19 protein-coding genes, 1 other RNA gene and 1 pseudogene are annotated in these 17,491 nt (G+C 35.8%); 16 read left to right on the top strand and 5 right to left on the bottom strand.

Annotated features, from left to right (window positions below; genetic code table 11):
* The first annotated feature begins 1 nt into the window (after nt 1).
* From comGD to A5821_RS06895, 6 genes are all read left to right on the top strand, one after another.
* Nucleotides 2–451: a competence type IV pilus minor pilin ComGD gene (gene comGD, locus A5821_RS06920; protein WP_249921841.1), complete on the top strand. Its 450-nt coding sequence runs from the start codon at nt 2–4 to the stop codon at nt 449–451.
* Nucleotides 426–749 carry a competence type IV pilus minor pilin ComGE gene (gene comGE, locus A5821_RS06915; RefSeq protein WP_086313840.1) on the top strand — a complete coding sequence of 108 codons (324 nt, stop codon included), beginning with the start codon at nt 426–428 and terminating at the stop codon, nt 747–749. The genes comGD and comGE overlap by 26 nt, the downstream gene beginning before the upstream one ends.
* Nucleotides 715–1,188, top strand: a complete 474-nt coding sequence (comGF, locus tag A5821_RS06910) for a competence type IV pilus minor pilin ComGF (RefSeq protein WP_086313839.1) — start codon at nt 715–717, stop codon at nt 1,186–1,188. Before comGE ends, comGF begins: the two co-directional genes overlap by 35 nt.
* Nucleotides 1,181–1,513 (top strand): competence type IV pilus minor pilin ComGG, encoded by a 333-nt coding sequence (gene comGG, locus A5821_RS06905; protein WP_086313838.1) that lies wholly within the window; start codon nt 1,181–1,183, stop codon nt 1,511–1,513. Before comGF ends, comGG begins: the two co-directional genes overlap by 8 nt.
* 272 nt (nt 1,514–1,785) lie before the next feature.
* Nucleotides 1,786–2,793, top strand: a complete 1,008-nt coding sequence (locus tag A5821_RS06900) for a class I SAM-dependent methyltransferase (RefSeq protein WP_086313837.1) — start codon at nt 1,786–1,788, stop codon at nt 2,791–2,793.
* Between the two features lie 25 nt (nt 2,794–2,818).
* Complete coding sequence (locus A5821_RS06895; protein WP_086313836.1) at nt 2,819–4,006, top strand: acetate kinase; 1,188 nt, start codon at nt 2,819–2,821, stop codon at nt 4,004–4,006.
* 62 nt (nt 4,007–4,068) lie between these two features.
* Here the strand turns inward: A5821_RS06895 and A5821_RS06890 are convergent, their stop codons facing one another.
* The 4 genes from A5821_RS06890 to A5821_RS06875 form a co-directional block, all read right to left on the bottom strand.
* Nucleotides 4,069–4,545 carry a universal stress protein gene (locus tag A5821_RS06890; RefSeq protein WP_086313835.1) on the bottom strand — a complete coding sequence of 159 codons (477 nt, stop codon included), beginning with the start codon at nt 4,543–4,545 and terminating at the stop codon, nt 4,069–4,071.
* Between the two features lie 98 nt (nt 4,546–4,643).
* A complete protein-coding gene (locus A5821_RS06885) occupies nt 4,644–4,922 on the bottom strand; it encodes a hypothetical protein (protein ID WP_086313834.1) in 279 nt (92 codons plus the stop codon).
* 69 nt (nt 4,923–4,991) lie between these two features.
* A non-coding RNA gene (ssrS, locus tag A5821_RS06880) (6S RNA) lies at nt 4,992–5,185 on the bottom strand.
* Nucleotides 5,186–5,247: 62 nt separating this feature from the next.
* Complete coding sequence (locus tag A5821_RS06875) at nt 5,248–6,537, bottom strand: replication-associated recombination protein A (protein WP_086313833.1); 1,290 nt, start codon at nt 6,535–6,537, stop codon at nt 5,248–5,250.
* Nucleotides 6,538–6,958: 421 nt separating this feature from the next.
* Between A5821_RS06875 and A5821_RS06870 the strand changes: the two are divergent.
* From A5821_RS06870 to A5821_RS06835, 8 genes and pseudogenes are all read left to right on the top strand, one after another.
* Nucleotides 6,959–7,640: pseudogene (locus A5821_RS06870) on the top strand (DNA-3-methyladenine glycosylase).
* Nucleotides 7,594–8,079 carry a DUF3013 family protein gene (locus tag A5821_RS06865; protein ID WP_086313831.1) on the top strand — a complete coding sequence of 162 codons (486 nt, stop codon included), beginning with the start codon at nt 7,594–7,596 and terminating at the stop codon, nt 8,077–8,079. Before A5821_RS06870 ends, A5821_RS06865 begins: the two are co-directional and overlap by 47 nt.
* Before the next feature lie 13 nt (nt 8,080–8,092).
* Nucleotides 8,093–9,040 carry a 50S ribosomal protein L11 methyltransferase gene (gene prmA / locus A5821_RS06860; protein ID WP_086313830.1) on the top strand — a complete coding sequence of 316 codons (948 nt, stop codon included), beginning with the start codon at nt 8,093–8,095 and terminating at the stop codon, nt 9,038–9,040.
* 1 nt (nt 9,041) lies between these two features.
* Nucleotides 9,042–9,791 (top strand): 16S rRNA (uracil(1498)-N(3))-methyltransferase, encoded by a 750-nt coding sequence (locus tag A5821_RS06855; protein ID WP_086313829.1) that lies wholly within the window; start codon nt 9,042–9,044, stop codon nt 9,789–9,791.
* A gap of 17 nt (nt 9,792–9,808) precedes the next feature.
* On the top strand, nt 9,809–10,456 hold the full coding sequence (locus tag A5821_RS06850) for a deoxyribose-phosphate aldolase (protein ID WP_086313828.1): 648 nt from the start codon (nt 9,809–9,811) through the stop codon (nt 10,454–10,456).
* A gap of 265 nt (nt 10,457–10,721) precedes the next feature.
* On the top strand, nt 10,722–12,935 hold the full coding sequence (locus A5821_RS06845) for a RelA/SpoT family protein (RefSeq protein WP_086313827.1): 2,214 nt from the start codon (nt 10,722–10,724) through the stop codon (nt 12,933–12,935).
* A gap of 11 nt (nt 12,936–12,946) precedes the next feature.
* Nucleotides 12,947–13,393 carry a D-aminoacyl-tRNA deacylase gene (gene dtd, locus A5821_RS06840; protein ID WP_086313826.1) on the top strand — a complete coding sequence of 149 codons (447 nt, stop codon included), beginning with the start codon at nt 12,947–12,949 and terminating at the stop codon, nt 13,391–13,393.
* Nucleotides 13,394–13,517: 124 nt separating this feature from the next.
* Nucleotides 13,518–15,278 carry a choline/carnitine O-acyltransferase gene (locus A5821_RS06835; RefSeq protein ID WP_086313825.1) on the top strand — a complete coding sequence of 587 codons (1,761 nt, stop codon included), beginning with the start codon at nt 13,518–13,520 and terminating at the stop codon, nt 15,276–15,278.
* A gap of 233 nt (nt 15,279–15,511) precedes the next feature.
* Here A5821_RS06835 and A5821_RS06830 read toward each other — a convergent pair whose 3' ends face one another.
* Nucleotides 15,512–16,444, bottom strand: coding sequence for an aldo/keto reductase (locus A5821_RS06830; RefSeq protein WP_086313824.1), 933 nt, complete (start codon nt 16,442–16,444; stop codon nt 15,512–15,514).
* A gap of 193 nt (nt 16,445–16,637) precedes the next feature.
* Here A5821_RS06830 and folB point away from each other — a divergent pair, with 193 nt between their 5' ends.
* Both folB and folK read left to right on the top strand, forming a co-directional pair.
* Entirely contained in the window at nt 16,638–17,003 is a 366-nt protein-coding gene (gene folB, locus A5821_RS06825) for a dihydroneopterin aldolase (RefSeq protein WP_086313823.1), read from the top strand.
* Entirely contained in the window at nt 17,000–17,488 is a 489-nt protein-coding gene (gene folK, locus A5821_RS06820; RefSeq protein WP_086313822.1) for a 2-amino-4-hydroxy-6-hydroxymethyldihydropteridine diphosphokinase, read from the top strand. Before folB ends, folK begins: the two co-directional genes overlap by 4 nt.
* The last annotated feature ends 3 nt before the right edge of the window (nt 17,489–17,491 follow it).

The raw sequence follows: 17,491 nt of genomic DNA, 5'->3' as shown, positions 1-17,491 counted from the left end.
AATGAATAATATGAAAGGTTTTACTTTAATCGAATCTTTATTCGTTGTATTCATATGTTCGATTTTTATAATGTTGCCAACACTTTCGATAAGAAACTGGCAACATATGTTAGAAGTTGAACATTTTTTATCTTCTTTTGAAAAAAAAATCTTGTTTACTCAGCAAATGGCTGTTGTAAATACAATGGATACACAAGTTATATTTTACGAACATAGCCAGCAGTTTAATTTTTTGATTCCTAAAAATACTAACGCAATGGAGGAAAAATTAGTGGAGATCCCAACCAGACTAAAGGCTGTTGGGCCAGATAAGATTACCTTCAAGAACGGTTCTGGAAATAACGGGAAATTATCAAAATTTTCATTTTTATGGGCAGAAAAAAATCAATTGATCGAATTCCAATTTCAATTGGGGAGTGGTCGCTATGTTAAAAAAATCAAATCATTATAAAGGGTATATTTTGTTTGAAAGTCTTATTGCGTTAAGTCTGATTTGTGTAGTGATTGGAAGTTATATTTCATTAAATACATTCTTATTAAAAAAGAATAAACAATCATCAGATCAATTAGTGCTTTACAGGGTCTTATATGAAGAGATGAAATACTATGAAAATCATGGCGGACCTTTGATTCAAGAAAGATACTTAGATCATAGAAGTTATCAATTACGTTTCAATAAAGTCGGGAACAAGTTGATTGAGGTGGAGATTATAGATGGAAAAGAGAGTGTTACAATCAAGAAAGAGTGATCTGAAAAATAATTTTTTAGGATTTACGTTAATAGAATGCTTGCTCGCATTATTTTTACTATCAATTATATGTTTGCTTTTTTCGGCCTCACTCAAGAATGCTGCTGTGATAACAAAACATTTAAAAAATGAAGGGGAAAAAGAATGGCATATATTTGTGATTCAATTAGAAAATGAGTTGAAGCATTGCATTTATGAGAAAACACAAGCAAATAAAATTATTCTTAAAAATAAAAAGAATAACAAGACGGTTTGGATCGAGCATAAGTTAGGGAAAATTGTAAAGGTAGAAAATGGAGGCTATCATCCACTTCTGATGGGAGTAAGACAAGTAAATTTCATTGAGGAAGGGAAATCGATCATCGTAAACGTAACCTTTGAAAATAACTTGAAAGTTATGGCTAAATGGATCATTACACAGGAGCATGAACATGAATAATAAGTATAAAGGTGGGGTTTTATTTACGGCATTACTATTTGTTTTTTTATTCAGTTTTATTTTTATGCTAGTTTTGGAGGACTTTCAATTGACACAACGATTTACGAAAAAGACTAGAGATTACTATGTAGCTAAAACAATGGTAAGCATGTTTCTTTCCGATGTTAAACAAGAACTGCGACCGCTTGAAAAAAGTTGTCAGTTACGGTACTCAGTAGGTCTGTTGCAGTATGAATATGATCAGTCAACAATAAATTTTTTAGTTCATGTAAATCAAACCACTTACAGATTTCAAGAAATTTATCGAAAAGAGACAACGGATTAATCATACACATGGATGCAGTTAGTGAAATAGCAAAAATAATGACCATTGAAAATTTGTGAAACGTGTATCAAACTGGAAATAAAAAAACTAATACAGAGGTTGATTTTTTACTCAGAATTTGATTACCTCGGTTTAGTATTCGAGTGGAAATAAGAGTTGTTCATTGATTTATAAATATTATTAGGAAATTGATTGATTATTGTCTGGTTTTTCGTTAAAATAGAACAGGTATGAAAATTGTTATATTATAGATGGAAATTGAGGTGTTTCTTTTGTTCCCTGAGAAAATAGAAAAGGCTTTCGGTTTAATGGAACAAGCTATAGGATTGCTTAAACGATCTTTAGATACTTCTTTTCTAGATGCATATACTGAAAATGGTGAAAATATCATTGATAATTACCAAGTACGTGTGTTGGATGGAGTACCAGATGAGCAAACGGTTCAAAAACTTAAAACCATTTATCAACAACTACAAGCAATCGAATTGGAACCAGAGGAAATGAGACGTTTATCTCAGTTGATTTTACTTAAAGGGAATAAAGCAGAGTCCTTACAGGCAAATCATCAACTAACACCAGATAGCATAGGTTTCTTGTTTGTTTATTTGATTGAGCAACTATTCAGCCCAGAACAATCGTTAAAAATATTAGATATTGCAACAGGTATGGGCAATCTTTTGTTGACGACTGTCCTCAACTTGAACATTGCGAAGTATTCAGTTCAAGGTTTTGGTGTAGATATTGATGATACATTACTTTCAGTTTCAGCTACCAATAATGAGTGGACTAAGGCTGCAATACAACTATTCCATCAAGACGGATTGCAGGACTTACTTGTTGACCCTGTTGATGTAGCGATCAGTGACTTACCAATTGGGTACTATCCAAATGATGAGAAGGCCAAAGAATTTGATTCAGCGGCAGAAGAAGGTCATAGTTATGCTCATCATTTATTGATGGAGCAAGCGATGAAATTTGTTAAACCTGATGGCTATGGACTATTTCTGATACCAACCAATATTTTGGAAACAGAACAGAGTACGTATTTCAAGAATTGGCTGCAAAAGAATGTTTATCTGCAAGGGATGATTCAATTGCCAGATGAATTGTTTAAATCAGTACAATCAAGAAAGAGCATCTTATTTGTACAAAATAAAGGTGAACATAGTGAACAAGCGAAAGAAGTACTTGTAGCAAAATTAGGTTCATTAAAAGATCCTGCTAAAATCACACAATTTTTTCAACAATTTGAGGCTTGGAAGTCTTCAAATTTAAAATAAAACAACTGATAAAGAGGAGAGTATTATGTCTAAAACAATTGCAATCAATGCTGGAAGTTCAAGTTTAAAATGGCAATTATATCAAATGCCAACTGAAGAAGTTATCGCTAAAGGAATCGTTGAACGTATTGGTTTGAATGATTCAATCTTTACAATCAAATATGGCAATGACGAAAAATATGAAGAAATCGTTGATATCAATGATCACGATGTTGCTGTAAAAATGTTATTGGATAAATTAACTGAATTGAACATTTTAGCATCTTTCGATGAAATTACAGGTGTTGGTCACCGTGTCGTTGCAGGTGGAGAAGACTTTAAAGATTCTGTTGTTATTGATGACGAAGTTTTAGCAAAAATCGAAAAATTAGCAGATCTTGCACCATTACACAATCCAGCGAATGCAATGGGAATCAAAGCATTCAAAAAAATCTTACCTAATATTATCAGCGTTGCTGTTTTTGATACTGCTTTCCACACAACAATGCCAAAACACAACTTTTTATATAGTATTCCGACTGAATACTATGACAAATATGCAGCTCGTAAATATGGTGCACACGGTACAAGCCACAAATATGTTGCAGATCGTGCAGCAGAAATGCTTGGTCGTCCAATCGAAGAGTTAAAAATCATTACTTGTCACTTAGGCAATGGTGCATCGATTACAGCAGTTGATGGTGGTAAATCAGTAGATACATCAATGGGCTTCACACCACTTGCTGGTGTAACTATGGGTACTCGTTCTGGGGATATCGATCCTTCTTTACTTGCTTACCTAATGGAAAAACTTGAATTGACAGATATCAAAGACATGATCGATATTTTAAATAAAAAATCAGGTCTACTTGGTTTGACTGGTATTTCTAGTGATATGCGTGATTTAGAAGCAAACATGGATAAGGAAGCCGTTCAAGTAGCTTACGACATTTTTACAGATCGTATCCGTAAATATATCGGTAGTTATGTAACTGTTTTAAACGGTGTGGATGCAATCGTCTTTACTGCTGGAATCGGTGAAAATGATTCACACGTTCGTAGTGAAGTAATCAAAGGCATGACTTGGTTTGGTTGTGAACTAGACGATGAGAAAAATAATGTTCGTGGAAAAGAATCAGTGATTTCAACAGAGGATTCTAAAGTTAAAGTATTATTGATTCCAACTGATGAAGAATTAATGATTGCTCGTGATGTTGAGCGTTTAAGAAAATAATAATCATAAGCAAAGTAGCAACTCGATTTTAGTCGAGTTGCTTCTTTTTATTGTCTATAAAGTTAGTCTTCATCTTGTGGAGCAGGTATTTTATTTTCTAAATCAGTACGAACGACTAATACATCACAAGCCGCATTACGGATAACATATTCAGAGACAGATCCAATAAACAATCGTTCAACGGCGTTTAAACCAGTTGCTCCTAACATGATTAAATCAACTTCTTGATCTTGTGGTAGTTGTTTTGCGATCAAGGGTTTTGGAGAACCATATTCAATGATGGTCGATACTCTTTCACAGCCATGTTCTTTAGCTTGTTTTTTGTAACCTTCAAGTGTTTGTTTTGCCATTTCTGTTGCTTGTTCTGCTAAGACACCGTCAAAGGAAGAAACTGATTGAAATGCTCGTGTATCAATAACATGAGCGAGTAATAATTCTGCATCATTTCTCATAGCGACATTCATTGCTTTTTGAAACGCTAGTTCTGCCTCAGATGATCCGTCAACAGCAACCATGATTTTACGATAATTTTGTAACATTGTGACCACTCCTTTTCAAATAGTTTAAAATAAATCGTTCTTGACAGTTTAATTGTAGAACAAAACAGTGAAAAAGGAAAATAAAAAAGAAGATACTGTTATAGAATCTTCTTGGCAAACATAACACTAAATACAGCAGAAATCACAAGCAAACTAAAAATGTAAAACAGTGAAAAAAACTTTAAATTAAAGAGACCAACCAAAATACCAATGGCAGCTAAAATAAGATAAAAAACACCAAATTGATGTAAAAACTGTTTGTTTTCATCTGGCTCGCCGTTGTGCATGATTGGTAGAAAGACAGTTGCTTTTTTTAATAAATAAATACCAATAATAACTAACAACGCTACAGAAACAAAAATAAGTACGCGAATCATGTGTTGAACCTCCATCAAATAAAAAACAATTTGCACTTCGCAAATTGTTCGATAATCTAAATAAAAATGGTAAAATCCGTCGATGCCGTTATTCGTCCTATAGTATTGAACCCGCAAACAAAGCAGGTGGGTTCCACGACTGACAGCTTCGAACTACCAAATGATAAGGCATGTTACCAGCTTAGGTACCAGAAGGATCCCTAGATATCAATAAAATGTTCGGTCAACACACAAAAAAGACAACGCGTACATCACAGATTTACCATCTTTATAATAGCACAACATGGAGCAAACAGCAACGAGGGTGCTTGAATTTGAAAGCGGATTATTTTTTGTTTTTCTTTCCCTTTTTCCAGTCTTGAATTCTCTGATATTGTTGGTGCAGTGCTTGTTCATATTTTCCTGTATCGATTGCTTCATAGTAATGGGCGTTTTTTATTTTATCTGGAAGGTACTGTTGATCGACCCAAGCATTTTCAAAGTTATGAGGATACTGATAACCGATTCCACGATTCAATTCTTTAGCGCCAGAATAATGACTATCACGTAAATGATCAGGAACATCTCCAGCTTTTCCTTCACGAATATCGGCTAAGGCAGCATCGATTGCACTGATGGCTGAGTTTGATTTTGGTGATAAACACAAATCGATAACCACACTTGCAAGCGGAATACGTGCCTCAGGAAAACCAAGTTTTTCAGCTGCCTGAACAGCTGTTATGGTGCGAGCAGCAGCTGGTGGATTACCTAAACCAATATCTTCATAAGCGATGACCATCAAACGGCGGCAAATAATCGGCAAGTCACCTGCTTCAACTAATCTAGCTAGATAGTGGAGTGCAGCATCCACGTCACTGCCACGAATCGATTTTTGAAATGCTGAAATTACATCATAATGTGCATCACCATTTTTATCATGAGTTAAGGCTTTACGTTGGACACATTCTTCAATGATTGAAAGTGTGATTTCAACTTTTTTATCGTCATTTTCAGGAGTTGATTTCACAGCTAATTCCAGTCCATTTAGGGCACTCCGCAAATCCCCATTTGTCGCACGAGATAAATGTTGCAGCGCTTTTTCTTCTAAGTTAACAGGGAATGCACCTAAGCCGCGCTCTTTATCTGCTAATGCTTCTTGAATGGCTTTTTGAATGTCTAATTCAGTCAGTGGTTTGACTTCAAAAATTTGCGTCCGACTTCTAATTGCTGGATTGATTGTAATATAAGGGTTCTCAGTTGTTGCTCCGATCATAATGATTCGACCACTTTCAAGGTGAGGCAACAGAAAATCTTGTTTTGTTTTGTCTAAACGATGGACTTCATCTAATAATAAGATCACAGTACCACTCATTTTGGCTTCTTCTGCGACAATTTGCAAATCTTTTTTAGTGTCAGTTGCTGCATTCAACAGACGAAAGGCATAATTTGTAGAACCTGCGATCGCACTAGCAATACTTGTTTTACCAGTACCAGGGGGGCCATATAAAATCATGGATGAAAGCATCCGAGCTTCAACCATTCGACGAATGATTTTCCCTGGACCAACAAGATGTTGCTGACCAACGACTTCATCTAAATTACGTGGTCGCATGCGATAAGCTAATGGTTTTTGCATCGTTGAACCTCCTTATTTTAAAAGCGAAGCGGGCTCGTTTAGCCTTGACAGAAAAATAGGAAAATAAGAGTGGGGTGCTTTTTACCCCAGTCGTATTTTATCTTTTTTCCGAAAGGCAAGCCCGCGTAGCTAGATAATATAAAAGCGAAATGGGCTCGTTTAGCCTTGACAGAAAAATAGGAAAATAAGAGTGGGGTGCTTTTTACCCCAGTCGTATTTTATCTTTTTTCCGAAAGGCAAGCCTGCGTAGCTGAATAATAAATTCTTTATGCATACATTATACCACAAAGAACATACGTTTGCTTTTTTGTATAACCTACTAGCAAAAACAAGGAACAACAAGTATTTATCTTACTAATCGTTTGTTATTTCAATGGATAATGAACTTAGATTCGTGTATTATAGAAGGTGGTGAAAAATAATGAATGAAACGATAAAGTTTTTTAATACAAAATCAACAGAAGAAATCGCCCAATTTTTATTAGGCATGTACTTAGAACATGAAACGGAGTCGGGCATACTAGCAGGTTATATTGTGGATACAGAAGCATATCTAGGACCAGAAGATGAAGCAGCTCATAGTTTTGGCTTACGAGACACACCACGACTAAAAGCGATGTATGAGAAACCGGGAACGATTTATTTATATACAATGCATACTCATCTGATTTTAAATATGGTGACTCAAGAAAAAGGCAAACCTCAAGGAGTCATGATTCGCGCTATTGAACCTGTTGAAGGAATCGAAAAAATGGAAGCAAATCGCAAAGGACGAAAAGGAATTGAGCTATCTAATGGACCAGGCAAATTGGTAGCGGCGTTAGGTATTGATAGAGAATTATACGGACAATCGATCTTCGACAGTACATTGCGAATTGTTCCTAAAAAAAGAAAAACACCTAAGGAAATTATTTCACTTCCTAGAATTGGAATCCCTAATAAAGGAATCTGGACAGACTTACCATTACGTTATGTCGTTTCAGGAAATCCTTATATTTCTAAACAAAGAAGAAGTGATATCGATCAAAAGGCCTTTGGCTGGAAGGAAGAATAGAAATGAAAAAAGAAACAATGCTGACTTATTTAGATCAACAAATCACTAAAAAAATTACAGAGTACGATGTAGCTCTAGATTGGAACACAAGAAACCATTCAATCGAAGTCGTTTTCCGCTTGTTTGCTGAAAATACGGCTCACGAACAAATCGATGATGCTACAGGGACTGTTTCAGAAGAAGAAATTATTGAATTTGAAGATGGAATTTTATTTTATAACCCTGAAAAAACTAGTGTAGAGACAGAAGAGTATTTGGCTGTAATTCCTTATGAAGGAAAAAAAGGCATCAAGCAATCTGTACTAGAAGGTTTTGTTGAGTATTTAAATGAAGTTTTAACAGAAGGTCAAAGTGATCTATTAGATTTTTTAACGGATGAAGAACAAGAAGTATTTGAACTGAAATGGTCTACTGAGGACTTTGAAGCAGCAGTACAAAAGTATCAAAAAGTAGATGGCGACGTGTATATCGCTTATCCTAGCTATTAGAAGAGGTGATCATATGAAGTGGACAGAAGTAAAAGTTGAAACAGCCAGTGAAGCAGTTGAAGCTATCTCAAATATTATGATGGAAGCAGGAGCCAGTGGTGTTGCTATCGAAGATTCTTTAGATGTGGAAAATTTTCAAAGTGATTTGTATGGCGAATTGCTGGATAAAGAACAATTTACTCATATCAAAGATGGGGCTTTAGTAATGGCTTATTTCCCTGAAACAACATTTTTACCAGAAATACTTCCTTTCATCGAAGAGAGTATCACTCGTTTACCAGAATTTGGACTTGAAATTGGTAAGAATGAAGTAAGTGTTAGCGAAGTAGCAGAAAGTGATTGGGCGACTGCATGGAAAAAATATTATCATCCAGTTCGTGTAACTCGCTTTTTGACAATCGTTCCAAGTTGGGAGAAATATGAGGCGCAAGATGCCGTTGAAAAAATAATCACTTTAGATCCAGGAATGGCTTTTGGAACAGGTACGCATCCTACAACGCGTTTAACATTACAAGCATTGGAAACTGTTTTGCGAGGCGGTGAAACGCTGCTTGATGTTGGAACTGGATCGGGTGTGCTAAGTATTGCCAGTAAATATTTAGGTGCAAAAGAAGTTTATGCTTATGATTTAGATGAAGTGGCTGTAAGTGCGGCTAAAGAAAATATGGACATGAATCCGATCGCAAGTGAGGTTCATGTTTCTGCAAATGATTTGCTAAAAGGGGTAACAATCGAAGCGGATGTCATTGTGGCAAATATTTTAGCTGATATTATCACATTAATGATTGAAGATGCTTGGCGTTTATTGAAAAACGACGGAACATTGATTGTTTCTGGAATTATTCATGAGAAGAAAGCCATGATCGTGGAAAAAATGACAGAGGCAGGTTTTCTTGTGGATCAGGTTTTCCAACAAGGAGATTGGTATGCGATCATCTTAAAGAAAACAGAGGAAGAGTAAAATGCAACGTTACTTTTTAACGGAACCTTATGAAACTAAAGAACAATATATCGTCACAGGAGAAATCTATCATCATATTGTACGGGTGATGAGGATGGAACCGAAACAGCAGGTTTTCTTAGCTTTTAGTGATCGATTGGCCATAATTGCTGAAATTACTGAAATTACTGAAGATGCTGTTTATTTAAAAGAACTTAGTAAAGAACTGGCTGAAAAAGAATTACCAATCAATGTCACCATCGCCTGCGGCTATCCTAAAGGCGATAAATTTGAATGGGTCGTTCAAAAAGGAACGGAGCTTGGCAGTCATAAATTTATTGGGTTTCCGGCTAAATCATCTGTTGTGAAATGGGACCGCAAAAAGTTGGCGAAAAAGACGGAGCGATTGAAAAAAATTGCAATAGAAGCTGCTGAGCAATCTCATCGTCAGTTTGCACCAGATATTGTATTATTAGAGAAAGAACAAGCGTTGATCGATGTTTTTTCTAATTATGATAAAGTGTTGATCGCATACGAAGAGTCTGCCAAAGTTGGGGAACGCAGTCACTTTGCAACAGCACTTTCAGAGTTAACTGCTGGAGAATCAATTCTGATTATTTTTGGTCCAGAAGGTGGTTTTGCACCAGATGAAATAGCTGTTTTTCAAGAGCACAACGGTATCATTTGTGGATTAGGTCCGCGTATTTTACGTGCAGAAACGGCGCCTTTGTATGTATTGAGTGCCATTAGTTATCAATTTGAATTAGTGTAAGGTTTAGGGGGTTATTTATGGAGTTAGAGTTACAAAGACTTTCAATAATGTTGATGGATCCAACATTTACAGATCAACAGTTCACAGAAGAAATTCTTTTTTTAAAAGAATTTCCTATTCGTTCAATTTTTGTTTTACCTTATAATGTTGCAAGGGCAAAACAGTTATTAACTGGAACGATGATCCAAGTGGGGAGTTTCGTTGATTTTCCGCTTGGTGGAGGGACTTTAGCAAAAAAAGCGTTTGAGACAGGACAGTTATATAGAGACGGTGCGTCAGATGTTTTTGTGACTATGGCGCCTGAGCAATTGAACCTTTATGGAAATCAGAGTTATGAGGCATTAGAGCAGTTGTCGTTTGGAAGAAATGCTCTAGGGTTCTTTATAGATAGCAGCCATTTAACAGAGAATCAAAAGCAGATACTAACAATGGATCTTGCAGAGTTGAATGTTAGTGCTATTTCCTTAGGAGTGAACTTGACCATGGAGCAAGCGATTTATGATATGAGTATTTTCCGAAGCGGTCGAAAAAAACGAATGACCTTTCAAGTAAATGTTAAAGCGCCGACTTTACTTGAAATTGAACTTCTTTTTCAAGCTGGAGCATCGTATATTGGGATTAGCAATGGTCGAGAAATTTTGCCGTTGATTTCGAAATGGAATTAACAATTTGAGGAATTGAAAATCCAGAAAAATGTTAGTATAATAAAAGATGTTGGAAGTGCTACTGTTTCAAGTGGTGCTTTTCTTTTTTTAAATAATTTAAGTATTTACATAAACATAAGGGACATTGTCATAAATTACGAAGTGGAAAGTATTTTGACGATACGCCATACAAACAGTTAAAAAGATAAGAAAATTCCTGTAGGCTTTAAGCGATTAAAGCAAGAATAGCGGGAAATTAGACCCATAAGTAAAAGGAGTGAGAATCATGCCAAAAGAGGAAATCATGACAGGTCCAGGAGTTATTAAACTCGTGTCAAAATATATGGCGCCTCAACATGTTGCTTTCGTTCAAAAAGCATGTGATTATGCTGAAAAAGCGCATGAAGGTCAAATCAGACAATCAGGTGAGCCCTATTTTATCCATCCGATCCAAGTGGCAGGAATTTTAGCTGAATTACGGATGGACCCACATACAGTTGCAACAGGTTTTCTACATGATGTAGTAGAAGACACAGATGTAACGCTCGAAGATTTATCAAATGAATTTGGTGCGGATGTCGCAATGTTAGTTGACGGCGTGACAAAGCTTGGAAAAATAAAATATAAATCTCACGAAGAACAACTAGCTGAAAATCACCGTAAAATGTTATTAGCAATGGCTCAAGATCTACGTGTAATCATGGTGAAATTGGCTGACCGTTTGCATAATATGCGTACCTTAAAGCATTTACGCGAAGATAAACAGCGACGAATCGCACAAGAAACAATTGAAATTTATGCGCCGCTTGCTCATCGCTTAGGGATTAGCCGCATTAAATGGGAGTTGGAAGATACGGCATTGCGCTATATCAATCCAAATCAGTATTATCGAATCGTTAATTTGATGCAAAGTAAGCGGGATGAGCGAGAAGCATACGTTGAAGAAGCTGTTGAAGACATTCGTTTGGCTACAGAAGATTTAGATATTTACGCCGAAATTTATGGTCGTCCTAAACATATCTACTCCATCTATCACAAAATGAAAGATCAAAAAAAACAATTTAATGAAATTTATGATTTATTGGCTATTCGTGTGATCGTAGATTCTATTAAGGACTGTTATGCTGTATTAGGTGCGATTCATACGAAATGGACACCGATGCCTGGACGTTTTAAAGATTATATTGCGATGCCTAAAGCAAATATGTATCAGTCTATTCATACGACTGTTATCGGGCCTAAAGGCAATCCAGTAGAAGTACAGATTAGAACGCATGAAATGCATCAAATTGCTGAGTTCGGGGTTGCCGCTCACTGGGCGTATAAAGAAGGTAAGACAGAAAAAGTCGATGAAGACAATGATACAAAACAATTAAGCTGGTTTCGTGAAATACTTGAACTGCAAGATGAAAGCTATGATGCCTCTGAATTTATGGAAAGCGTCAAAGGCGATATTTTCAGTGATAAAGTGTATGTTTTCACTCCGACTGGTGAAGTAACAGAATTACCTAAAGGTTCGGGCCCTCTAGATTTTGCATATAGTGTGCATACTGAAATCGGCAATAAAACAACTGGGGCTAAAGTCAATGGGAAAATGGTTCAGTTGGATTATACACTGAAAAATGGCGATATCATCGAAGTTTTGACTTCACCAAATTCTTTTGGACCAAGTCGAGACTGGCTGAAAATGGTTGCCACAAGCAAAGCACGAAATAAAATCAAACGATTCTTTAAAGTTCAAGATCGTGAAGTCAATATTATCAAAGGCCATGATGCAATTAGTAAATATTTGAGTGAACATGGTTTTGCAACAAAGGAATTTTTAGGTAAAACCAAAATGGCTGAAGTGTTGGATCGTTTTAATTTCCAAACAGAAGATGATTTGTATGCAGCTGTTGGTTATGGTGAAATCAGTGCTCAAGTTGTCTTTAATCGTCTGACTGAAAAAGAACGTAAAGAACAAGAAATTGAACGCCAAAAACAAGAAGCAGAAGAATTAATGACACAACCTGTCAAAAAAGAATCAGATAAAATGAAAGTTCGTCATGAAGGCGGAATCGTGATTCAAGGCGTTGAAAACTTACTTGTCCGTATCAGCCGTTGCTGTAATCCAGTACCAGGAGATGAAATCGTCGGTTATATCACGAAAGGGCGCGGTGTATCAATTCATAGGGCAGATTGTCCTAATGTTCAGCACCAAGAAGAACTTGCTCAACGTTTGATTGAAGTTGAATGGGAAGATACGGATAATTCAAATAAAGAATACGATGCTGATTTAGAAATTTACGGCTATAATCGCAGTGGCTTATTGAATGATGTTCTGCAAGTTATTAGTTCTATGACTAAAAATTTAGTCAGTGTAGAAGCTAAGCCGACAAAAAATAAAATGGCGATGATTCATGTTACTGTAAAAATCCAAAATCTAGCCCATTTAAAAACAATCGTAGATAAAATCAAAAATATACCGGACGTTTATAATGTCCGTCGAACCAATGGCTAGGAGGGGTAGTTATGAGAGCAGTCATCCAACGAGTCAGTCAAGCTGAAGTCAAGATCGACCAAAAAAGTGTTGGAAAAATAGATCAAGGATTTATGATTTTACTAGGAATCCATCAAACAGACAGTATAGAAGATGTTGCCTATTTAGTCCGTAAAATTAGTAAACTTCGAGTATTTGAAGATGGTGGTGGTAAAATGAATCTGAGCATTCAAGAAATTAAAGGAAGCATTTTGAGTGTTTCTCAATTTACATTGTATGCAGATACTAAAAAGGGGAACCGCCCTAGTTTTATAGAAGCAGCAAGACCTGAGGTAGCCATCCCTTTATATGAACAATTCAATGAACAGCTTAAAGAACTGGCTATTCCTGTAGAAACTGGGGAATTCGGTGCGGATATGGCTGTTTCCTTGATCAATGATGGTCCTGTAACTATCATTATTGATACAAAAGATAAATAGTCAAAAACATCATTCTTACAATGTATAGCAGTAAGAATGATGTTTTTTTATAAGTTACTGAAAAAGCACATAGGAAGAGAAAATAATTGGTATAATAAATGTAAAGTGATTGTTGAGGTGTAAGATGGAAAAATATAAAGAAGAATTATTACCAAAACTAAAGAAATTACCTGTACCAGAATTACACGAAACCCTTGTTGCATTAAGTGAGTGGCTAAGACCATTGGTTACATTAGAAGAATTAAAAGACTTTCAAAAAAGAGCCATAGCATTTAGCGTATCGGATGGTATATTATTGCAAAAAGATTTGGTAGCGCATGCAAAAAATAGAACTGGAAGCTGGCTAGCACCTTTTTGGGAAGAGAGCTATTTAGAAAATCGCGGCTATTTACAAAGTGGCTCAAACTTTGCCTTGATCATTGATGAAAGTTATTATGATCAAATTGAATCGAAAGAAATGCGAGCAGCTCAGCTGATTTATCAAATGACCAATCGTTATCTGAGTTTAGCGAATGGAACATATCCAATCGAATATACAAAAAAGAATCAAAATGTCGATATGTCATTTTATTTGAATTTCTTCAAAAGTTGCAGAATACCTGGAAATGAACGAGATTCTTTTTACAGAGGGGAAATAACAACTGCTGGAAACTATATTGTGATTTTTATAAACGGACTCTATTTCCGCTTAGATGTGACAAATGATTTAGGAGAAATCTATTCTTTGACGCAAATACTGGAAAGTTTGAACTATTTATTATCTATAGATCTTAGTTCCACACAAGGGGAGCATCTAATTCCATATCTGACAGGCGTTGAAAGAGAACAGTCGAATTTGATTTATCAACAGCTCAAAAAAGAGGAACGGAACAATCAAAATTTCAAGGAAATCGAAGAAGCATTATTTATTTTGAGTTTTTCTGATGGGGAAGATCAATCAAAAGAAGAACGAATCACAGATGTTTTATTGAATACAAATCATCAATTTCTAACAAAAACGACACAAGCAATTATCACGAAAAACGGTCATATCGGTTTTAATATGGAACATACCGCAATCGATGGTGTGCCAACATTAAACCTACTGACTAAAATTTTTGAACCTTTTAATGATTTCAAGCAAGAAGAAACTAAAAAACGTTCTTCTGATTTGGTTCGAAAATTTGACTGGATATTAGATAGTCACATGATCGATAGCTTAGAAGAGGCTAAACAGCTGGTAGACACTGAGAATAATTCATATACTATTAAACACCGAGTTGTTTCAGAAATTGGTAAAGAACGGATGAAAAAAGCAAAAGTAAGTCCAGATGCTTATTTTCATATTGCGCTGACAATGGCGCAGCAAAAGGTTTTTGGCTCATTAAAATCTGTTTATGAGCCAGTTGCTATGCGGATGTATTATGAAGGCCGAACCGAATCTGCACGTTCAGTAAGCCAAGAGAAAAAACAGTTTGCAGAAGCCTTTTATAATGAAATAAAGTCAATGTCTAAGGCGAAATTAAGAGAACTGTTCATAGAAGCTGCGGAGGCTCATTCTGATCGGATCGTCCAATGTCAAAATGGTAAAGGATTAGAACGCCATTTGTTTGGCTTACAAAAAATGGCACTTAATCCAGAAGAAGGGGCGAAATTCTTTTCAGCGAAAGCACTTAGCTTATTAAGTGAGGATTTTATCTCTACCACAGGACTCCCATATGAGTTAATAGAATCATTTAGTTTTGGGCCCGTCAATAAAGAGGGTTTTGGGATTTATTATGGTATTCTAGATGAAAAAGTGATTTTGACTCTCTCCGTAAAAAAATCATATGACAATAACGCAACTCAACTGCTTGAAGCAATTTCAGAAGCACTGATTTCATTAGCTGACCTTTTAGGTATTTAGTAAAAAAATAATACTGCACATAATAAGTAGGGGGATTTTCGTGTCCGATCATTATGTGTAGTTTTTATATTTCTACTGAAAGAATTAGATAATTGACCAACTTATTATAAGAGTGATTTATTCGGTTCTGATATTGTTCATGATATGTTGTACCATCAGTAAACATAGAAAAAGTGATTGGGAGATAACTCTATGAGTTATCTTCCAATCACTTGGAATCTGTTCCACTTAACTTAACTAAACAGTCTGTCAATTCGTTGATAATCCTCTGTGGTCAAATGAACCTCCAAGGCTTTTGCATTGTTGATGACTTGTTCTGGTTTTTTCGCACCTGGAATAACAACGTCGACAAAAGGGTTCTTGATATACCAAGCGAGTACGATTTCTGCCACACTCGCATTATAGTCAGCGGCAATCAATTTAAGATGGCTGACTTTTTCTATAATGGCTTTAAAGCGTTCACCTTGAAAATCTGGTTTTTTACTACGCAAATCTTCTGGTGAAAAAGTTACGCTACTTTCATATTTACCAGTCAATAAGCCAGATGCTAATGGGAAATAAGGCACAAAAGAAATCTGATTTTCTCTAAGATAAGGCAGCAGTTCATGTTCTGCTTCCCGATGAATCAAGCTGTATTCATCCTCAACAATATCTACATAACCATCTTGATTTGCTTCTTTAATTTGGTCTAAACTAAAATTAGAAACGCCGATTGCTCTGATTTTTCCAGCTTCTTTTAACTTTTGTAAGGCAGCTGTGGCTTCATTTTTAGGTGTTGCTTCATCTGGGAAATGAATATAAAAAATATCGATATAATCTGTTTGCAGTCGTTTTAGCGCTTCCTCAACAGAACGAGTTAAAAATTCAGGTGTATTATTATATGAGCCAGCTTTAGCGGGGTCATGAGCAGCTTTTGTGGCGATTACCACTTTACTGCGATCAAAATCTTTCAAAACTTCTCCAATCAACTCTTCAGAACGTCCCATTCCATAAGCAAAAGCTGTATCTAGTAAGGTGATGCCATTAGTTAATGCTGTTCGGACGATTTCTTTTCCTATCTCATCATTTAAATTTGGAAACAAGTTATGACCGCCAACAGCATTTGTCCCTAAACCTAAAGGGGTTGAATAAACTTCAGTTTTTCCAATTTGTATCGTTTCTGTCATTATGATTCCTCCTGACTTTCTATTACTAGTGTAGTTGATTAAAGATAAAGAAGAAAGTTTTTCCGCTTACTTCTAGAATTTATTTTAACAAAATGACGTAAAAAGCAAGAATCTAAAGTTTTCAGCTATTTCTATAGTATAATGATTGCAACTGAGTTTATCAGTGACTAAAAAGATGAAGGATGGGAGCAAATTGGGAAAAATTAGAATCAATAATATGAAGTTTTACACTAAAAATGGAGTCTTACCAGAAGAACGAGTTTTAGGGCAACAATTAGAAGTTGATGTTGAGTTAAGACTGTCATTAGATCAGGCTGGCAAAACGGATAATGTGAACGACACCGTTAGTTATGCTGAAGTGAATGATCAAATTGCTGAACGTCTAACAACACATTCTTACAACTTAATAGAAGCTGTGGCTTCCGCTATTTTAGATGATATTGAAACAGAACATGGCAAAAAGTTGGAAAGTGCTCTTGTTCGGGTTCGAAAATATAGTGTACCAATGCCAGGAGTATTTGATAATATTGAAATCGAAATGGAAAGAGAGTTCGTATGACGATTAGTTATTTAGCTTTGGGCAGTAATTTGGGAAATCGTTTAGAGACGCTGCAAAAGGCAGTTGAATTGCTGGATCAAGAAAGCGATATTCAAGTAATGAGAAAATCAAAACTTTACGAAACATTACCTTATGGAGATGTTCCACAAGAAAATTATTATAATGCTGTGATTCAAATCAGCACAACTTGTGAACCTCTTCAATTACTCGAAAAAACACAAGCAATTGAAAAGTCTCTTGGTAGAGAGCGCTTGATTCATTGGGGACCGCGAACATTAGATATCGATATTTTATTGATGGGTGATGAACAAGTAGCGACAGAACGTTTGACTATTCCTCATAAGGAAATGCTTAAGCGATCATTTGTGTTAGTTCCATTAAAAGATATCTATCCAGAAGCTACCTTCCAAGGAAAGTCTTTTGATGAACTGATCGCAAGTACAGGGAATCAAGCTGAGGTTTGGCTTAGTAAAGAAAGTTGGTAAAAA

It is taken from the genome of Enterococcus sp. 7F3_DIV0205 (assembly GCF_002141365.2).
Taxonomy (GTDB): domain Bacteria; phylum Bacillota; class Bacilli; order Lactobacillales; family Enterococcaceae; genus Enterococcus_L; species Enterococcus_L palustris.
This window is presented reverse-complemented; position numbering and strand designations above follow the sequence as displayed.